Source organism: Mycoplasma sp. 6934 (genome assembly GCF_055523595.1).
Genome location: NZ_JBVFVE010000001.1, coordinates 537,320 through 555,631, shown reverse-complemented (window position 1 = coordinate 555,631; position 18,312 = coordinate 537,320). Strand labels below are relative to the sequence as shown.

General features: G+C 28.0%; 12 protein-coding genes. 3 read left to right on the top strand and 9 right to left on the bottom strand.

Translation table 4 applies throughout. The annotated features are described in order from the left end of the window. Window positions 1-33: 33 nt before the first annotated feature. From gyrA to AC0B4S_RS02405, 9 genes are all read right to left on the bottom strand, one after another. Entirely contained in the window at window positions 34-2,682 is a 2,649-nt protein-coding gene (gene gyrA, locus AC0B4S_RS02445; protein ID WP_465101530.1) for a DNA gyrase subunit A, read from the bottom strand. A gap of 198 nt (window positions 2,683-2,880) precedes the next feature. Beyond that, complete coding sequence (locus AC0B4S_RS02440) at window positions 2,881-3,666, bottom strand: hypothetical protein (RefSeq protein ID WP_465101529.1); 786 nt, start codon at window positions 3,664-3,666, stop codon at window positions 2,881-2,883. 2 nt (window positions 3,667-3,668) lie between these two features. Then, a complete protein-coding gene (locus tag AC0B4S_RS02435; RefSeq protein ID WP_465101528.1) occupies window positions 3,669-4,985 on the bottom strand; it encodes a S8 family serine peptidase in 1,317 nt (438 codons plus the stop codon). 204 nt (window positions 4,986-5,189) lie between these two features. Continuing rightward, window positions 5,190-6,338 (bottom strand): IS3 family transposase, encoded by a 1,149-nt coding sequence (locus AC0B4S_RS02430; protein WP_465101126.1) that lies wholly within the window; start codon window positions 6,336-6,338, stop codon window positions 5,190-5,192. Between the two features lie 74 nt (window positions 6,339-6,412). Continuing rightward, the gene (locus tag AC0B4S_RS02425) at window positions 6,413-7,612 is read right to left on the bottom strand and encodes an IS3 family transposase (protein ID WP_465101527.1); all 1,200 of its coding nucleotides are present in this window, start codon (window positions 7,610-7,612) and stop codon (window positions 6,413-6,415) included. A 152-nt stretch (window positions 7,613-7,764) separates the two neighbouring features. Next, window positions 7,765-8,949, bottom strand: coding sequence for an IS30 family transposase (locus AC0B4S_RS02420; RefSeq protein ID WP_465101526.1), 1,185 nt, complete (start codon window positions 8,947-8,949; stop codon window positions 7,765-7,767). A 286-nt stretch (window positions 8,950-9,235) separates the two neighbouring features. After that, the gene (rplA, locus tag AC0B4S_RS02415; protein ID WP_465101525.1) at window positions 9,236-9,931 is read right to left on the bottom strand and encodes a 50S ribosomal protein L1; all 696 of its coding nucleotides are present in this window, start codon (window positions 9,929-9,931) and stop codon (window positions 9,236-9,238) included. After that, window positions 9,931-10,524, bottom strand: coding sequence for a 50S ribosomal protein L11 (gene rplK / locus AC0B4S_RS02410; RefSeq protein WP_465101524.1), 594 nt, complete (start codon window positions 10,522-10,524; stop codon window positions 9,931-9,933). The genes rplA and rplK overlap by 1 nt, the downstream gene beginning before the upstream one ends. 240 nt (window positions 10,525-10,764) lie before the next feature. Next, entirely contained in the window at window positions 10,765-16,413 is a 5,649-nt protein-coding gene (locus AC0B4S_RS02405) for an MGA_1079 family surface serine endopeptidase (RefSeq protein ID WP_465101523.1), read from the bottom strand. A 97-nt stretch (window positions 16,414-16,510) separates the two neighbouring features. Between AC0B4S_RS02405 and ybeY the strand changes: the two genes are divergently transcribed. From ybeY to era, 3 genes are read left to right on the top strand one after another with little or no spacing between them, the layout of a single operon-like run. Further along, complete coding sequence (gene ybeY, locus AC0B4S_RS02400) at window positions 16,511-16,984, top strand: rRNA maturation RNase YbeY (protein ID WP_465101522.1); 474 nt, start codon at window positions 16,511-16,513, stop codon at window positions 16,982-16,984. A 7-nt stretch (window positions 16,985-16,991) separates the two neighbouring features. Then, window positions 16,992-17,384 (top strand): cytidine deaminase, encoded by a 393-nt coding sequence (cdd, locus tag AC0B4S_RS02395; protein ID WP_465101521.1) that lies wholly within the window; start codon window positions 16,992-16,994, stop codon window positions 17,382-17,384. Continuing rightward, window positions 17,384-18,262 (top strand): GTPase Era, encoded by an 879-nt coding sequence (gene era, locus AC0B4S_RS02390; RefSeq protein WP_465101520.1) that lies wholly within the window; start codon window positions 17,384-17,386, stop codon window positions 18,260-18,262. Before cdd ends, era begins: the two co-directional genes overlap by 1 nt. Window positions 18,263-18,312 lie beyond the last annotated feature (50 nt).

The window sequence follows — 18,312 nt, the reverse complement described above, 5'->3', positions numbered from 1 at the left end:
ATAAATTATTTGATTATTTAATATAAAAACACCTTAATTATAAGGTGTTTGATTCTCATCGTGTTTTTGAGTATTATTAATATTTTTTAAAACTTCCACCGCAACAATTTGATCTTTATTACGTAAATTAATAACTTTTACACCTTTAGTATTTCTTGCAGTTTGGTTAAATTGATCAACTTTAATTCTAATTGTATTGCCATTTGAAGTAATTATTAATAATTCATCTTCTTGATTAACAAATGAAGCAAAGACTAAATGCCCAGATTTTTCTGGATTAATACCTGTAACTCCTTTAGCCCCACGTCTTGTAACTCTATATTCAGATTCATGAGTAATTTTTCCAAATCCTTTAGCTCCTAATGAAAAAATTAAATCTCCATCTTTATTTGAAGAACCATTAATTACATATTGGCCTTCTACAAGTTTTATTGCTTTAACACCAAGTGAGTTGCGACCCAAAGTACGTACTGAATCAATATCAAATAGTGCAATATTTTTATAGTTATTAGCAACAAGGACATTATCGCCAGATGTAGCGATAAATGCTCTGACTAATTGATCTTCATCTTGTAATTTAAAAGCTAAAATACCTGAGCGGCGTACATTACTAAATAATGAAAGAGGTGTTTTTTTGAAAATACCTTTTTTTGTGATGGTTGCTAAAAATAAATCATCAGCAAATTCATCAACAGAAATTATTGAAATAATCTTCTCATCTTCTTTAACGTTTAAGTTTTCTAAAATGTTAATAAAAGGTTGCCCTTTACTTTGTTTTGACACTTCTGGAATTTGATATCCTTTTAAGGCATATGCTTTACCAAAATTTGAAAAAAGTAGTAAGTTGGAGTGTGTTGAGGATTTTAAAATTAATGAAATATCATCATCATCATAAGTCTTCATACTTGTTGAACCTGCACCTCCGCGGCGTTGCGTAGTATATTGATCTAAATTAATTCTTTTCACATAGCCATTAATGGATGCAGTAATTACAATTTCTTTACGTGGAATTAAATCTTCATCATTAATTTTTCCCACTCCATAATAATCAATGCTAGTGCGGCGATTATCACCATATTTATCCCGAACTATTTCTAATTCTTCAATAATTAGATTAACAAGTTTTTCTTCGCTAGCTAAAATTTCTTGATATCCTTTTATTTCAATATATAGTTGGTTAATTTCACCAACCATCTTTTCATAATTTAAAGCAGTTAACCGACGTAGGTTCATATCTAAGATTGCTTTAGTTTGGCGTTCAGTAAATTCAAAGCGAGCAATTAAATTATCTTGTGCAATTTGATCAGTTTTAGAACTTTTAATAATTTTAATAACTTCGTCAATATTTAAAATTGCAACCTTTAACCCTTCTAAAATATGAACTTTTTCTTGTGCTTTAGTTAAATCATAATTAAGTCTACGAGTAAAAACATCCTTTTGATGATCTAAATAAACATTTAATGCTTGTTTTAAACTTAATGTTTTAGGTTCTCCATTAACTAGAGCAACTAAATTTGAATTAAATGTAGTTTGTAAATCTGATTTTTGGAATAATTGATTTAGTATAATACTTGGACTATATCCTTTTTTAATATCAAAAACAATTCTAATTCCGTTAAGGTTTGTTTCATCCCTAATATCAGCAATTCCATCAATAACTTTTTCTTTAACAAGTTCAACAATTTTTTTAATAATTGTACTGGTTTTAATTGCATAAGGAATTTCAGTAACGATAATTTTTGATTTAGCGTTAGCTTTTTCGATAATTTGTGTTTTAGATCTAACGATAATGCTACCACGTCCTGTTTCATAAGTATCAAGAACTCCTTTAGTACCTAAAATTATTCCTCCAGTAGGAAAATCAGGTCCTTTGACACTTTGCATTAATTCCATAGTTGTAATCTGAGGGTTTTTAGCTAATGCTATCGTGGCATTAATTATTTCTGTGAGGTTGTGTGGCGGAATTGAAGTAGCCATACCTACAGCAATACCTGAGGAACCACTAACTAGTAAATTTGGAAATTTAGCAGGTAAGACAACTGGTTCTTGCTCTGTTGCATCATAGTTATCGACAAAATCAACAGTGTCTTTTTTAATTCCTTCAAGGAGTTCACTTGAGAGTTTTGTCATTCTTGCTTCAGTGTAACGCATTGCCGCAGCTTGATCACCATCAATTGAGCCAAAGTTTCCATGTCCGTCAACTAATGGATAACGCATAGAGAAATCTTGTGCCATACGCACCATTGCTTCATAAACTGATGAATCACCATGAGGGTGATATTTACCTAAAACATCCCCAACAATTCTTGCACTTTTACGGTGTTGAGAACTTGGGGTAATTCCGAGTTCAAACATATCATATAGAATTCTTCGGTGTACTGGTTTTAGACCATCACGCGCATCAGGCAAAGCTCTGGAAACAATAACACTCATTGCATATTCTAAAAATGATGTTTTCATTTCGTCATCCACAATAACTGGCTTAAGTCCACCTTGTGGTTCTGTAATTAAACTAGGTTTTACTAAATAATCATCGTTATCTTGAGGGATTATTTCTTCAACATTATCATCATTAGTGGATTCTATATCATCTTTAAAAACTACTCTTTTATCTTCTTCATATTCATATTCAGGTTCCAAAGTTTGTTTCTTGTTATCTTCATTATCTAAATTAAATATCATTTTTTGCTCCTTTGATTGTTAAAATTCAACAAAATTATTATAAATAATAATTTTATTATATCACAAAAGTGAATTTTTAAGCTCTTACATAGTCTATATTTAAAACTTAGTTTAACTTAGATTAATGAAAGATAAAAGCAACAAAGTTTACTTTGTTGCTTTTACAAATATTATTTATAACACTTTCAAAACATTTAATTATTTTATTCAATCATATTCCATTTTTAAATTAATCTCATTTGAATCTGTTACTTTTGTCTTATTGAGTATAAGAAAATAACTTCTATATCAACTATTAGAACCTATTGCTTTATCATTAATTCAATTACTAGAATCAGAAATTCAAAAATATTTCTTCATTTTATAGTTTTTAGTTCATTCTAATTTAAGAGTATTTGTAACATAATTATATTTATAATTTTTTATATCCCAGCCTATTTTCCTGCGATCACCACGACTTGGCATTGATGGACTATAATAATTATTTAATAAAATTAAATCATGTGTTTCAAAATTGATGTTATCTAATAGTTCTTTAAATTTTTTAATAATAAAATCTTCATTTGGATATAAATGAATTTCAGTACTAACACGTCTAAACAAGTTTATAAAATCTTGTTTTGTTTTAAAAATATATGTAGTATTTTTAAAATTATTACTTGAATAAACTCATGGTGAGTTTTGGTTGTTCTCGTCAAGTCGGACATCCATGTTACTATATTTCCATGGTTCATAATAATCATATTCACTTTTTATAGTTACCGGGCGATTGGGATCTTTTATAAATAAACTTGGATACCCCGATTCTAAAGTTAGAAGTGTTCTATCTTTATTCCAATAAGAACTACCACCTTTTTCACTGTCTTTTTGTCATTGATTATGTTCAATTCGATATCAAGCATATAATGATGATGATATTATTAAAACAGAAGAACCTAAAAATAAAAGTGCATACTTAAGAATTTTTCTCATTTTTCAAGCCATTATTAGTTATTCTCTTCCTTAACATATGTAATTGCTACTTGAACAGGGTTTGTGTTTTTTGAATATCTATATGCCTCAAATCTATAAAAACCTGAATTCGGAACAGTGAATTCAACAACTTCAATATTTTTATTACCAGATGAAGAGGAAGCGATTAAGTTACCGGATGTATCTTTAATTAGAAAATCTATATCTGTTTTGTCGTTGGTGCCATTATATAAAAATGCTAAAGAAGCACGAATTTTATCACCTTTAGATAAATATACCTGGCGGGAATTTTTTGATCAATCATTACTTTTATCGGTTTTTGGTAAAATAATTAAGGACTGAATTGCTTGTTCTATTTTTTTATAATTTGGAATACCATAGCCAGTTTCATTTGTGTAAATTGAACTTATATTATTGGGTTTGCGTGAACCAGTAATAAGCGATGATTTGAAAATAATTGAATCAAATTCCTGTTCAAAATAAGATTTGTATTTTTGTTTTAGCATCCCTGCTATGGCTGTAATAACCGGGGTAGAAAAACTAGTACCGGAATTGTTGTATCCAGCTGTTATTAATGTTCCGGTTTTATCTATGTACTGAGTTCTATCGGTGAACCGATAATCACCTCCGAGAGCAACAACAGAAAGATAATTTAAGTCATTACCTATTTGACTGTAATATGCTTTTCTTTCATTATTGTAAGCATCCGTAGCTCCAACTATAATACTATTTCTAGATAAAGCGATTTCAAAAATATCATTCTTTTTAGAATAAACATTTCCTGCCGCTATTATATTGATTAATTCAGGATTTTTATATATAATATCATCAAAGTACTTAGAAGCTCAATTATATGTGAGTATATCTTTCGGTATGTCTTCTGCTTTATCTGAATTATATCCAGGTAAACCTCAACTATTGTTAATTATATTTGTATAATTTAGTAGGTAGTTTAATTCACCAGAAATACCATTTCAATTTTCTGTATCTACTTGAACCGATACAATACTTGCCGTAGGGTTAATGCCCTTTTTACCGGCAATTAATTCTGCAACTTGTGTCGCATGTCTAGAGTATTTTTCAGTATAAAACCAAGCATTTCTTCATCAAAGACCGTTGCCATATTTACGATTTCATTCAAAAGCTTCACTATGGGTTTCGGCAACACCTCATTCTAAAACTCCTAAATTTAATTTATTATTAATAAAATTGTTAAAATGTCTGACCCTTGTTTCTTTATCCAAACCAACAAAAGAAAAAATTCTGTCATTTTCTAATTCAGTTTCAAGGTTACTGTTATAGTATCTACTATTTTGTATACTTTTATTCAATTTAATTGAATCGCTTCGAAGACCAATTAAGAAATCTTTATAATATATTCCTGTTGTAAAGCTATATATTTTTCTATATAATGTATTTTTATTATTAAAAAAAACATTTATAAAATCTTAAACTGGGAAATTTTTTTCGGACGGTTTTACCTTCCCCAACCATACCATTTGGCTAAGCCAAACGGAATGCTTTGGGAAGGTTTTTTATCTTATTCTTTTATAATTATATCAGTTTATAAATTCTTTGATTTTTTGTGATAATTCAATAAAAGTAAGCCTTTTACAGGTTTGATCAAAATTTGGAAAAATCTCACTTTTAAGAATTGAAAAGAAATATTCAATTTCACGGTTGTCTAGACTGTTGCCAATTCTTGACATTGATATTTTACCTTTTAGCAATTCTATTTTTTTAGTATATTCAACAGACGAATAAGCAGATCCATGGTCAGAATGTAAAATAAAATTTTTTTTGAATTTTGTATTACTGATATTATTTAAAATTAGTTCAGTATCATTTCTAAGAGATAATTCATAGGTCACAAACTTAGTTTTATGGTCGATAATTGCGGATAAATAAATATGATTTTGCTCAATGTCTTTTGGTGCTGGTATGTAGGTCACGTCTGTTGCATATATATTATTGTTGATTGAATTATAATCTCGTTTTACTAAATCAGGCACTTTAACACAAGTATTTTTAGATTCTTTGTTTTTACGTTTTTGTCTAACAAATGTTTTTAAATTAAGTTTTTTCATATAATTCCCAAGGGTTCTAGGATTTATTTGAATATTATATTCTTGGAAAATATATTTAGCAAGCCTCCTTCGTCCATACCTTTCTTTATTTTCGACAAAACTTTTAAAAATTATTTCTTTGTGTTTGACATTTATCTCTTTAGCTTTGTTGTTATCTTTCAATTTCTCATAATATGTGGATCTTGCTATTAAAAAAATTTTTGCCTTGTATTTTGATGAAAGATTTTCAATTTCTTTAATATTTTTAATATCTGCATCAATATTATTTTCATTAAAAATTCGATAGTAGTATTTTATAACTGCATCTTTTTCATCATCTTTAAGAGTATTAATTCATGTATAATCGAGAACTTTCTTTTTCTTTCTCCCAACACCTTTATCTTTCTTGGGTGATTTACCGCTTTGTGATTCTATGTTCATATTTAAATTATACAGTTTTCTTTTCTTTAACATATTTTTCATTGATTCTTTATTTCAGTATGCTTTTCTGATGTCAAAACAGAAATTTTCAAATTCTGCTTTGGTTATTCCCAGGTTCAAGTATTTATCATATAAGTCAAAAATTTTAACTCATTCTTTAGTCGTTAAATGTCTCATAAATACCTCTTTTTCTCTATATTAAAAATATTCGGATTTTAAACATGGACAGCAAAATTTAACATTTTAGTTATTTATAATTCCATAGCAAATTGCTGTGGAGTTTTTCAGTTTAAGTTTGATTGAATTCGGTCATTGTTGTACCAAATTACATATTCTTGTATCATATCATTAAGTTCATTAAATGTTATTTTTGAATAATCTAAATCATTTAATAATTCAGTTTTAATGATTCCAAACCAATATTCAATTTCTCGATTATCAAGAGAATTTCCCACTCTTGATAACGAAATAATACCACCATGATTTTTAACTTCTTTAATATATTGATGATGTGTATATTGAAAGCCATGATCTGAGTGAATGATAAAATTTTTGGATTTGTATTGCTTTAATGAATTTAAATTGTCTAAAACTAGTTCTAGATTATTACTTTTTGATAATTTAAAACCAATAATTTGTTTAGTTTTATGAGACAAAATTGCAGACAAATAAACGTGTGATTCTAACACATCTTTTGGCGCTTTTATATATGAAACATCAGTTGCATAAATATTTCGATTGTTTTGATCATTATAATCACGATTTACGAAGTTATCAATCTGAGTAGATAGATTTTTAATTTCTTTTCGTTTTGATTTTTGTCTAAGCTTACATTTTAGGCCTAAAAGGTTCATATATCTCCCTAATGAACGTTCGTTTATATCTATTTTGTATTTTTTAGATATGTAAACACTTAGTTTTAACCTTCCATATCTTGACTTTGTTTCTGCGAACGATTTTTCGATTACATCACTATATTTAGGGAGTTTTTGTGCAATTTTAATATTTTGAATTTTAGAAATTGTTTGTCTACAAATGCCAAAAACTTCTGCAAGCTTAACATAACTTATACTAAAACTTTTAGATTCAATAACTTTCTTACTTTTAGGTAATTCGTTGGTAATTTCATAATATCTTTTAGCTATTTGTAACAAATCATCACGATCAAAAATATCTCAATTTGGTTCTCTTTTCGTCTTAGGTTTGCCGCTTCCTTTTTTGCGGCTTTCACCTTTCTTTGTCTGCAATAGGTCTTCCATACCTAAATTATAATACTTAATTATTTTATTAATTCTAACTTTTACACTATTTCTTTGTAAGTTTTTTGTTTCTGGTGATATTTGGTAAATAGCTTGGAAAGCACCTGGTAAACCTGATTTTTGATATTCTTCATATATTTTTGCAAATTCTTCTTTTGTTTTTTGGAAAAGTCACTTGCGAGATGTTAACAAAATAATTGTCTTTTAATTTTAACATAATTTTTAGATAAAAAAATGTATGAGAAAACAGAAAACACGGCAGTGTTTTCTCGTCGGTTTTGCTTACTTTTGTCAAAAGTAAGGCCCCTTTGATTGCAATCAAAGGCGGGGGATTAAAAAAAATTTTAGGTTATCTTATATTTCCGGACAACTTGTCGATAATTATTTATTTTTTCCATCATATAATCAATTTCTTGCTGAGAGTATTTATCTAAGCTTTTTCCTTTGGGAATGTAATACCTAATTAAGCGGTGCATATTTTCTATTGAACCTTTTTGTCATGAACTATATGGTTGGCATTTAAATAATCTTTCAGTTGGAATTACCTCGTGCAATAAGACATTTTCACTACCATTATCAACTGTTAAAGTTTTAATGTCTAAGTTATGTTTCTTGATTAGTTTGACAAGAGTTTGTTTTATAGCTTTGGAGTTGCGTTTTGAGAGCATAGCATAAGACATTCTGGTTTGCCGTTCAATTATCGTCACAATACAATATGTATCATTGATTTTACCAATAACGGTGTCTAATTCAAAATGGCCGTGTTCAGAGCGATCATTAATATAAGCTGGACGTTTTGAAATTTCTGTTGCATATTTTAATGTTTTAGGTTTGGTTTGCTTATTCTTCCTTATGCCGTATTTTCCTTCAGATTTTTTAACAATGTGGTCAAATTCAAGGAAATAAGGGTATTTTTTAATTATTTTATAAATTGTACTAGGCGAAGGAGCAAATTCATCAGGGGATAATTTTTTAAAAGAATTAACAAGATAGGTAACTGATTTCTTAACTTCTTTTTGCTGCAAATTCTTTTTGTTTCTATTTTTATTGTATGTATTAAGCTCACTATACCAATACTTTCTGTAGGCCTTTCATTTCTCTTTAATTGCATCACTTACAAAAAAGAGTCGCGAAAATGAATAGCCTAATAAATGTTCGTATAGTTTGGTAAAATTAAGGGTTTTAACCCGCATTACTCTTTTTGAACACTTAGGACAAACATAGCGATTTTGTTTATCTAAACTAAGTGGTCTGCGATTTGTAATAATTTCGATTTTGCTTTTTATACTTCGAATGTCTCTATCAAATATCTTGGCTACTTCTTGGATTGAGAAGCCTTCAGTAAGTTCTTGTAAAATATTATAAAGTTGCTCTAGATCAATTTGGTTTGATCGTAATTTTCGATGCGACTCAAGAGCTCCTTGCATTTTCAAGATAGTATTATGATTCTCTTCGATTTTAAAATGTTGATATTTATTTTCTTTTCGATATTTGTCAAAAACACAAATATATTTTTCTAAATTTTTCATATAATTTTAAAGTCTCCTTTCATTTTTTTAAAATTTATTAATACAACTATTTTATTACAAGGCAGACAAAAACAATGTCACATGCAAAAAAACTTGCATGTGACATTTCCAATTAATATATATATCATACTTCATAATTTATTTTTTATAAAATTAATCAATTAAGAAATTTGTAAACAAAAAGTTTAGAAAATAAACTTGGAAATTTACTATGACAGTTTTTATGTCATATATAGCTAAAATATTAGTAAGTAAAAAATCAAGCCAAATAGACTTGATTTTAAAATTATTTATCGATTTTAATTTTTACACTTGGTCCCATTGAAGCAGAAACTGTTAAGTTCAACATATAAGTCCCTTTAACTGCAGCAGGTTTTAGTTTCTTAATTAAAGAAATAAGAACCTTTGCATTTTCTGCTAATGCTTGTGTTGACATTGACTGTTTACCAATTAATGAGTGGACAATACCTGCTTTATCTGTACGGTAGTTTGCTTTACCTTTTTTAAGTTCTTCAACTGCTTTTTCAGGAGTTGGTGTAACTGTACCAGTTTTAGGGTTAGGCATTAAACCTTTAGGTCCTAGTTTTTTACCATATTTTCCTAATAAAGGCATCATAGCAGGATCAGCAACCATTACATCAAAATCAAATTCATCTTCTTTTATTTTTTGTTCAAGAGCTGGTCCATCCACTACGATATCTGCGCCTGCTTCTTTAGCCGCTTTTGATTTTTCAGGGCTATTTGTCGCAACTAAAACTCTAATTGTTTTACCTGTACCATTTGGTAATAATACAGATCCACGAAGTTGTTGATCAGCCTTACGTACATCAAGGTTTAAGTTAAATGCTAAATCAATTGAAGCATCAAATTTTGCATATGAAGTTTTTTTAGCTAATTCTATTGCTTCTTCTAAATCATAAGCAACAGTTCTATCAAATTGCTCACGAGCATTTTTGAGATTTTTAGATAAATGTCTAGCCATTATTCAACTCCTTCATTAGCTTTTTCTTCATCACTAATAGTTGTAACTTCAATACCTTGTCCTTTAGTTTCAGCTAAGTTTGCCAAGTCAGCTTCTAAAGCCGCGGCTTTCAATTCAGCAAGTGCGGCTGATTTGGCAGCAGCTTTTGCTGCAGCTTTTGCTTTAAAAATATCATCATAACCTTCAACTAAAACACCCATTTGTTTTGCTGTACCAGCAATTGTAGCCATTGCAGCATCAATATCATTTGTGTTTAAGTCAGGTAATTTATATTCAGCAATTTCTCTTAGTTGATCTTTAGAAATTGTAGCAACAATAGTAGTTTTAGCATTTTTTGACCCTTGTTGAATCTTAGCAGCTTGTTTAATTTTGTATGATGCAGGCGCTGTGAATAATTTAAATTCAAATGTCTTGTCTTTGTAAACAGTAATTAAGACAGGAACTGGTTCATCACCTCTGTCTCTGGTTGCATCGTTAAATGCTTTAGTAAATTCTGGCATGTTAACACCTACACCAGCAAGAGCTGGCCCAGGCTTTGCTTTTCCGGCTAGGAATTGCAATTTAGCAACACGTTGTATTTCTTTTTTTGCCATGTTAGTATCCTTTCGATATTGTGGTCTAGCGATATTTTGATATCTCCCACTAGTAAGAGGCAATAATTAAATATTGCTTTTCTATTATAATAAAAAAAATAATTTTTAAAAGTTATTTTTTGTTTGTTTTTTTGGATGTTTTTCGACAGAATACTAAATTAAAGGCAACCAAAATAATATATAAAAAAACCTTTCAAGTTTATTTTGCTTTTTCAAAATATTGAAAGGTTTTTAGTTTGTTTAATTACCTTTAACTTCTTGTAAGAATCAAGGCAAATCAACTTCAGCAGGTTTTTTAAGATGTCATCTTAAAATTTGAGCTGCTACTGAATTTGTGTTTTTAATACTTAAAGCTTCTTGGCCAGGTTTATTAACTCCTAAATAGTTATAAGCAGATGTTTCATAGTTTCAAGCTAATAATTCAGTTAAAGGAACTCCAGAATTAATTGTTGAAATATATGAATTATTTGGTCCTAAAATTCCCGTTCCAGAATTTCCTGAATTAAAGAATGATTGCACATAACCATTTTGTCTAAATAAACTTATTACACTTGAGCTAGTTTGCGCTCGATTAACAAAGTATCCAGCTTGTTTTCCATATGGAAAACCGTTAATAGCAAATTGTTTGACATTTGGTCCAAATTGAACTCCATCTTCAGAACCAAAATAGTTCATATCCATATTTGGTAATTTATATCAATTTTCAAATCAAGCAACTAAGTCAAATTTTCCTTCTTTACGAGCCGCTTCAATTAAGGGTTTAATATCTACTGCAAAGACTGTTATGTCAACTTGCATACCAGTTGCTTTTTCGCCTTTTTCATTAATTTGATCGACACCTGATCAAATTACTTCAATAGGTACTTTATTAGCAACATTTAAGCCACCTCAATATGAAAATCCATCATCAACATCATTCCCAAAATTATTAGATGCTTTAGTTAAATAACTACTTTCATGTTTTTTGCCTAAATTCTCGCCTTCAACTTCGCTAAAGTTTGAAATATGTTGCACGTGGTTATTAGTTATAACGTAAAATCTTCCGTCAGAAAGGTCTTTCGATACCTTAGCTAACATAGTTGCTGAACCACGGTTATAAGCAAAACTACGAGCCCTTACATTATCAACAAGGTCAATTCCTTCTCAAGAACTATGCATATATTCTTGGTCTAGTTTATAACCTTCGTGTAATTTATAACTAACATTTTGGTTTGGGTTATATTCATTTGATTTAATTATTTCTTCTGAGTTATAGAATAAAATCGGTTGATTTTCTTGAGTATAATCTAACTTTTGGTAGTTAAATTGATTTGTTTCTAAATTACTAAAAGTTTCTTTTTGAAGTGAGTTGGTATATTGTATTGTTACATTAGCCCCAGCTGTATTAATTAAAAAGGCTTTGTTTTTATCAAAATTACCAAATTTAGAACTATCTAATGTTTCTTTATAAGTAATAGCTTCTTTATATGGATTAGCTACTAATACTTTATATTGATTATCATCAACAGCAACCTTAAAAATAACACCTTTACCAGCTTCATACTTGGCACTTAAAGTATAGTTAAATTGTGGATAATTGCCACCACTTAATTTTGAATATAATTTCGTTTGCCGTGAAACTGATAAAGTTTGACCTGCAAATAGTTGCTCAAAGTCAAATTCATAAGGGGTATGTTTATAAGTTTCTTCACCTTCACCACTAATTCTTTTTAACCTATGATCATCTTGAATTAATTGGTTAGCAAATAATGTGACTGTTAATTTTCTTTGAGTTGCATTATTTGCTAACAGAGTTTTTGAGATATATTTTTCAGCTAAAGTCCATGATGCTGAATTAGTTTTAGCATCATAAGTTCAGAGCAGATCTTCAAAATATGGTTCAATTTCCCTAGTTCTAGTTATGCTTGAACTTGAGTCGAAAACTGTTTGCAATGTTGTAGTTTTAAAAGTTAAGTTTTCTTTAGTTGTAGCTCCTGATCTAAAACCTGTTATTTTATATCAAGTATTAGCAACGTATGATAAATTAGTTGTTGGATTTGCAGCTTTAAACTTAACATAAACTGAATTATTATCACCTGGCTTTACTTCTTCAATGCTAAATTGATCTTTGCTAAGAGTAAAGTTTTTATAGGTTTGATCGTTTTTTACACTAACATAAGATTTTAAAGTAGTTTTATCTTTACTAATAAATTCTTGTGCTGATAATGAACTAATGTTAGCAATTGTTAAATCATCATAAGTTAAAGCATTTACTATTATTTCAGGATATAAGTTTTCTTTATAATCATTTCTAAGGTTTTTAAGAGTAATAACCTTAGAAGAATTAGTATATCTTTTAGTAGTATCAGTTTTGTTAATAAATCCCAGTTTAAAACTTAGTTCATTTGAATTATTACTTACAACATCGTAATAATAAACAAAGTAATTTTTTTGGATTTCAGTTAAGTTTATTGAATTACTTTGATCACTTGTATTAGCAATGCTTGCTGAAGAAGATCATAAACTTTCTTGTTGCTTACTATTTTCAATTTTCTTATCATCTGATGCTTGTGTTTTAGCTGGATTTTTAAATTCATTATTTTTTGAGCTATCTTCACTTGTTGCATTAGCCTTTAATTTAAGTAAATAATTAAGTTTATTAGCGGCATTTTGAGCTACGATATCTTTTGGATCTATAATTGCATAATTTGTATCTTTAGCTACGTTAGCTTTACGTAATTCAAAGTTAGTTGAATTAATTTGATCAATAATACTTTTATGATTTTGATCAATATTAGCAGCACTAAAATCTGATGCAGTGAATCAACTATTAGAATTAGCGGGTTTAATATCTAAATATGTTAAAGGTTTAAAGTATTTAATTGTTTTAGAGTATTCTGAAAGACTTTGATAATTGATTAAAAATCTGTTAGCAGTTTTATCAACCATAGTTCCATTTTCTTTAATTCAGAATTTAACTTTTGCACTTCCTCCAACGCTAGAATCTACATAATTTTTAGATTCAGTTAATTCATCAGCATATATTTGGAATTTACCTGCTTTTGGTAATTCATAATATTCATTAAATGCATTAACCGCATCTTTAGAATTAACTTGATTATGAGTTTTCTTAGGATCATTAACCTTTGTTAATTCTAAAATTTTGGAAGCATCATCTTTAGTCTCTGTTTTAATTAAATTTAACAGATAATTAAAATCATTTTGATCTTGGTTAGTTGATTTATCATTTTTTTCATTTGCTAATTCAACATCAATAATTTGTTCTTTATCACCTTGTTTAACTTTAAATTTAAAAATAGCAACATCTTTATTAGAATCATTAACATGGAAAATATCAGTTTCATTATAGTTAATTAATTCTCAATTTACTCCTGAAGGAACATTAACTGTAAAGATTTGTTTTAGTTGATTTTCTTTAATTTTTGCATGAACTTGCTTGATTTCTTCGGGTGTTAAAGCATTTTCATTATTCTGGTTATTTACAGTTGGATTAACTAAATTAACAACCGACTTAAGTTCTTTACTTTTTAAACTTTCGATTTTGTCCTTTTCAGTATTGAAAATATCAAGAGCAAATCACGTTAAAATATTAGAAGATTTTTGTGACACAAAAAATAGATACCTTTTTGAAAAATTAGGATCATTAGTAGGTAATTGTCATGATCCAGGCTCTTTATAGAATTTTTGTTGCTTAAATCATTCACTTGGGGTTATACTTACTCCTTTTAACCATTCTTCTTTAAAAGTAACATTATTTTGAGTTGATAATTTCGAAGTTTTAACAACTCTTTCGTTAACTAAAAATTCCAGTTCTGCTGCAACTTTAGAATTTTCATATTTAAAACTTCCTGCCTTAAATCTAAATTTAAAATAGCTATGCAAAATATTATTTTTGGCATTAAAGTTTTCTTTAATGTTAGCTTCATTAGCACTTAAATCACTTTGGTAATAATTTTTTAAATTTTCATAGTTTACAGTGAAAATTTCATCTAAATTAGTATAATTAAGTAAATTTAATTTAGTATTAAAATCATTCGTAAAAGTATATGTTTTTTCTACGTCGGTTACTAGCGATGCTTCGCTTGTACTTTTAGCTGTATAAACAAAGGTAAGCTGGTTAATATTGCTTTCAACAGTTTTAATTGCTTTTAAAGTTAAGATGGCCCCATCTATTTTTGGATTAGCTAAAAAGAGATTTTTATTTTGTTCAGTAATGTTTATACTATATACTTCACTAGCTAAATTATATTTTGTTAAATTCTCAGATAATTGTGGTGTAAGTTTGCTTTCAATATCTGTTTTAAATTGTTGAATTTCAGCACTTGAAGCATTACCGTTTAAATTACTTTGAGCTTCAGATAAATTATTTAAAATGTTGTTGATAGAATTAATATTTGAAGCTGAATTAACGTATTCGGCTTTATTAATCAATAAGTTATTTTGTAATAAATTAGATGCTTCTGATAAATATCTATCAAAATCAGATTTATTAGAAGCATTATTGTATTTACTTGTTGCTTTAACTTTATTAGCTTCATTAATTGCAGCTAAAATATCTGTAACTTTATTATTGTATAAATTAGCATTGTTTTTAGTTTCATTAATTAATGATTCAATATTTAAAGTGTCAATATGAGCTCCAAATGCATTTTTAAGTTCATTACTTAAATTATTTAAACTATTAATATTTGTTTTTGCTTGAGTTCTTAAATTATTTAAATTCTCCTGGTTTTGAGAATTTTTACTAATTTCGTTAGCTTGATTAATAAAAGTATCTAATTGGCTAACCAAGTTAGGATCAGATAATTTAGCATTATTAATAAATTCTCCATTGTAATATGAACTTACTGAATTAATAAAATCATTAGTTGCTGCATCTTTATTAGTTTTAGCTACAAAAGCTTTATAAATAGTTTTTAAACTTAAAGCTTTTGTATTAATAGATGAATATTTATTAATAGACTTTAATAAATTATTATTGGTTTTATAATCATTAACTGCTTCTAAATTTAATAAAGAAGTTTTAACTTCAGAATTAAAAATTGAATTTTCTTGGTTAAAAATCTTAACTATTTCATTAAAATCATTTAAGATTTTTTCACCATTTGCCTTAAAAATTACAAAACTAGTTTCAAGCTCTTGAAGTTTTGGTAATTCATTTGTTAAATTTGTTAAAATTTCTTGGTTGTTTGAACTAATTAAAGTAATACTATTTTGATATTGAGTAAGTAATGAATTATAGTTTTTGTCTAAAACTTTTTCTAAAAAGTTTTGATATTCACTTACATAATTTTTTGTTTGATAAGCAGAAGAATTACTATTAATAGTTAATAAGGTATTAACAAAGTTCGTTAAGGTGTCAACACTAACTTCTTGCAGGTATGTTTCATTATTTAAGATAGTATCAAATATTGAAATAACACCAGTTGGTAAACTAGCTGCGCTTTGTTTAATAGCATTAATTTTGTCTTGTTTAACACTTAATTCATTTTGTTTTGTAGGTTCATTTGGTTTATTTGGATCGCTTGGACCAGGGTTTGGATTTTGTGTTTGGTTATTTTGAGTGTCTTTAAGTTCACGTATTTTTACACTCAATTGATCTAATAATGTTTTTTGGCTTGTTAAAGCGTTTTTAATATCTAAATTTAAATTATTATAATCATTTAAAGCAGCATTTAATTTAGATTCATCTGCTAGGGCAATATTACTTGGAATTTTAGCTAGAATTTCTGCATGAGTAGTTGTAAAATTCTTTACACTACTTTGAATTGGGTCAATTGGATTTGCAGGCTTTTCTGGTTCTTTATTACATGCAATGGCAGCAACAGAGCCAAGTGGCAAAGCTATAATGTTTGTTAGTAATATAAATGTTTTCTTTGTTTTTTTCATATAGTCAATTCCTTTCTTTGTTTGAATTTATATTTTAAAAATAATAAACATTCCAGAAAATGAAATATTTACTATAAATATATTATATAATATATTTGTGAAATCACAACAAACTATAATTAATTTCATAAATAAAATTAAAGCGCCAACAGTTTTTGAAACTGAGTTGTACGAAATTTTAAAAAATTTTATTAATTATTTTGATCTACATGACAAACAAACAATTATTTTAGATGTCACAATTGTTTCGCGAAATGAAATTAAAAAATTGAATAAAACCTACCGTAATAAAGACTATATTACTGATATCTTATCATTTGATTTTCGTGATCAAGAATTATATGATAAATTACCCTTGCTCCATTTAGGAGAATTGGTGATTTGTTGAGATCGAGTAAAGCGCCAAGCAATTAAATTTAATCATTCTCTAAAACGAGAATTTTGTTACTTATTTACCCATGGCCTAGTACATTTATTTGGTTATGATCATGAAGAAGAAAACGAAAGAATTGAAATGAACAAAATTGTTGATGCTATATTTAACCCATTAAATATTACACGTGAAGGATAACAATATTATGAACATTGAAAAATTAAGAAATTTATTAACTAAATCATATGCCCCATATTCAAATTTCCAAGTAGCCGCTATTGCTATTGATGAATCAGGCAACGAATACCCTGGCGTTAACGTTGAAAATGCTGCTTACCCATCTGGTTTATGTGCTGAGCGCAGTGCCTTATTTGGCTCAGTTGCTTACGGAGCAAAAGTAGGGAGTTTTAAAGAAATCCACATCATTTCTAAAAAAGAAGATGAAATAAGTCCTTGTGCTGGGTGTCGCCAAGTAATGAGTGAATTTATGCCACAAGATGCACTAATTTACCAATATTCAAATGATGGACATAAAGTGCGAATCAACAAATTGTCTGAATTAGTGCCATTCCCAATTACACCAAAAGATATTAATTAATGAAAATTTGTTTTGCTAGTATTTTAGGAAGGCCAAATGTTGGTAAGAGCAGTTTAGTAAATGCAATTATTGGCTATGATATCGCAATTGTAACAGATACTGCCCAAACAACAAGGGACCAAATAACTGGTATTTATACTGATGAAGATTTCCAACTTATTTTTACTGATACACCTGGAATACATAAAGCTGAAAATAAACTTGGAGAAAGTTTAAATAAATCTGCTTACGAGTCAATTAAAAATGTGGATGTAGTTTTATTTTTAACCCCTGCTGACGAAAAAATTGGCAAAGGTGATAAATTAATTTTAGAGAAAATTACTAATCAAACTCATAAAATTGCAGTTATTTCCAAAGTCAATAAAATTAAAGGAAACCCGGAATTATTAACATCCAAAATATCTGAATTACAATCATATAACTTTGATTACATTATATCTACTGATATAAGTAATCAAAGTTCAATAGATTATTTACTTAAATTAATTAAAGATAATTTTGCCTATGAAGATACTTTGCAATATGACTCAGATTACATTACCGATAAATCTATACGTTTTATAGCTAAAGAAATCATAAGGGAAAGTGCTATTAATTTACTGTATGAAGAATTGCCTCATTCAATAGCAGTTGAAGTAACAGAATTTAATGAATCAAATCCTGAACATATTTATATTGATGCATATATTTATGTTAAAAAAGATTCACAAAAAGGTATGGTAATTGGTAAAAATGCGTCTAAAATTAAACAAATAAGTCAAAATGCAAGACATAAAATAGCCCACCAATTGCAAACCAAAGTTACCTTAACATTAAAAGTTAAAGTAGCCAAAAAATGAAATGATAATGAACAACAATTATCAAAATTTGGATATTAAACTAGAACTTAAAAGACATATGTATTTATATAGTGAGCCCATAAAATTGG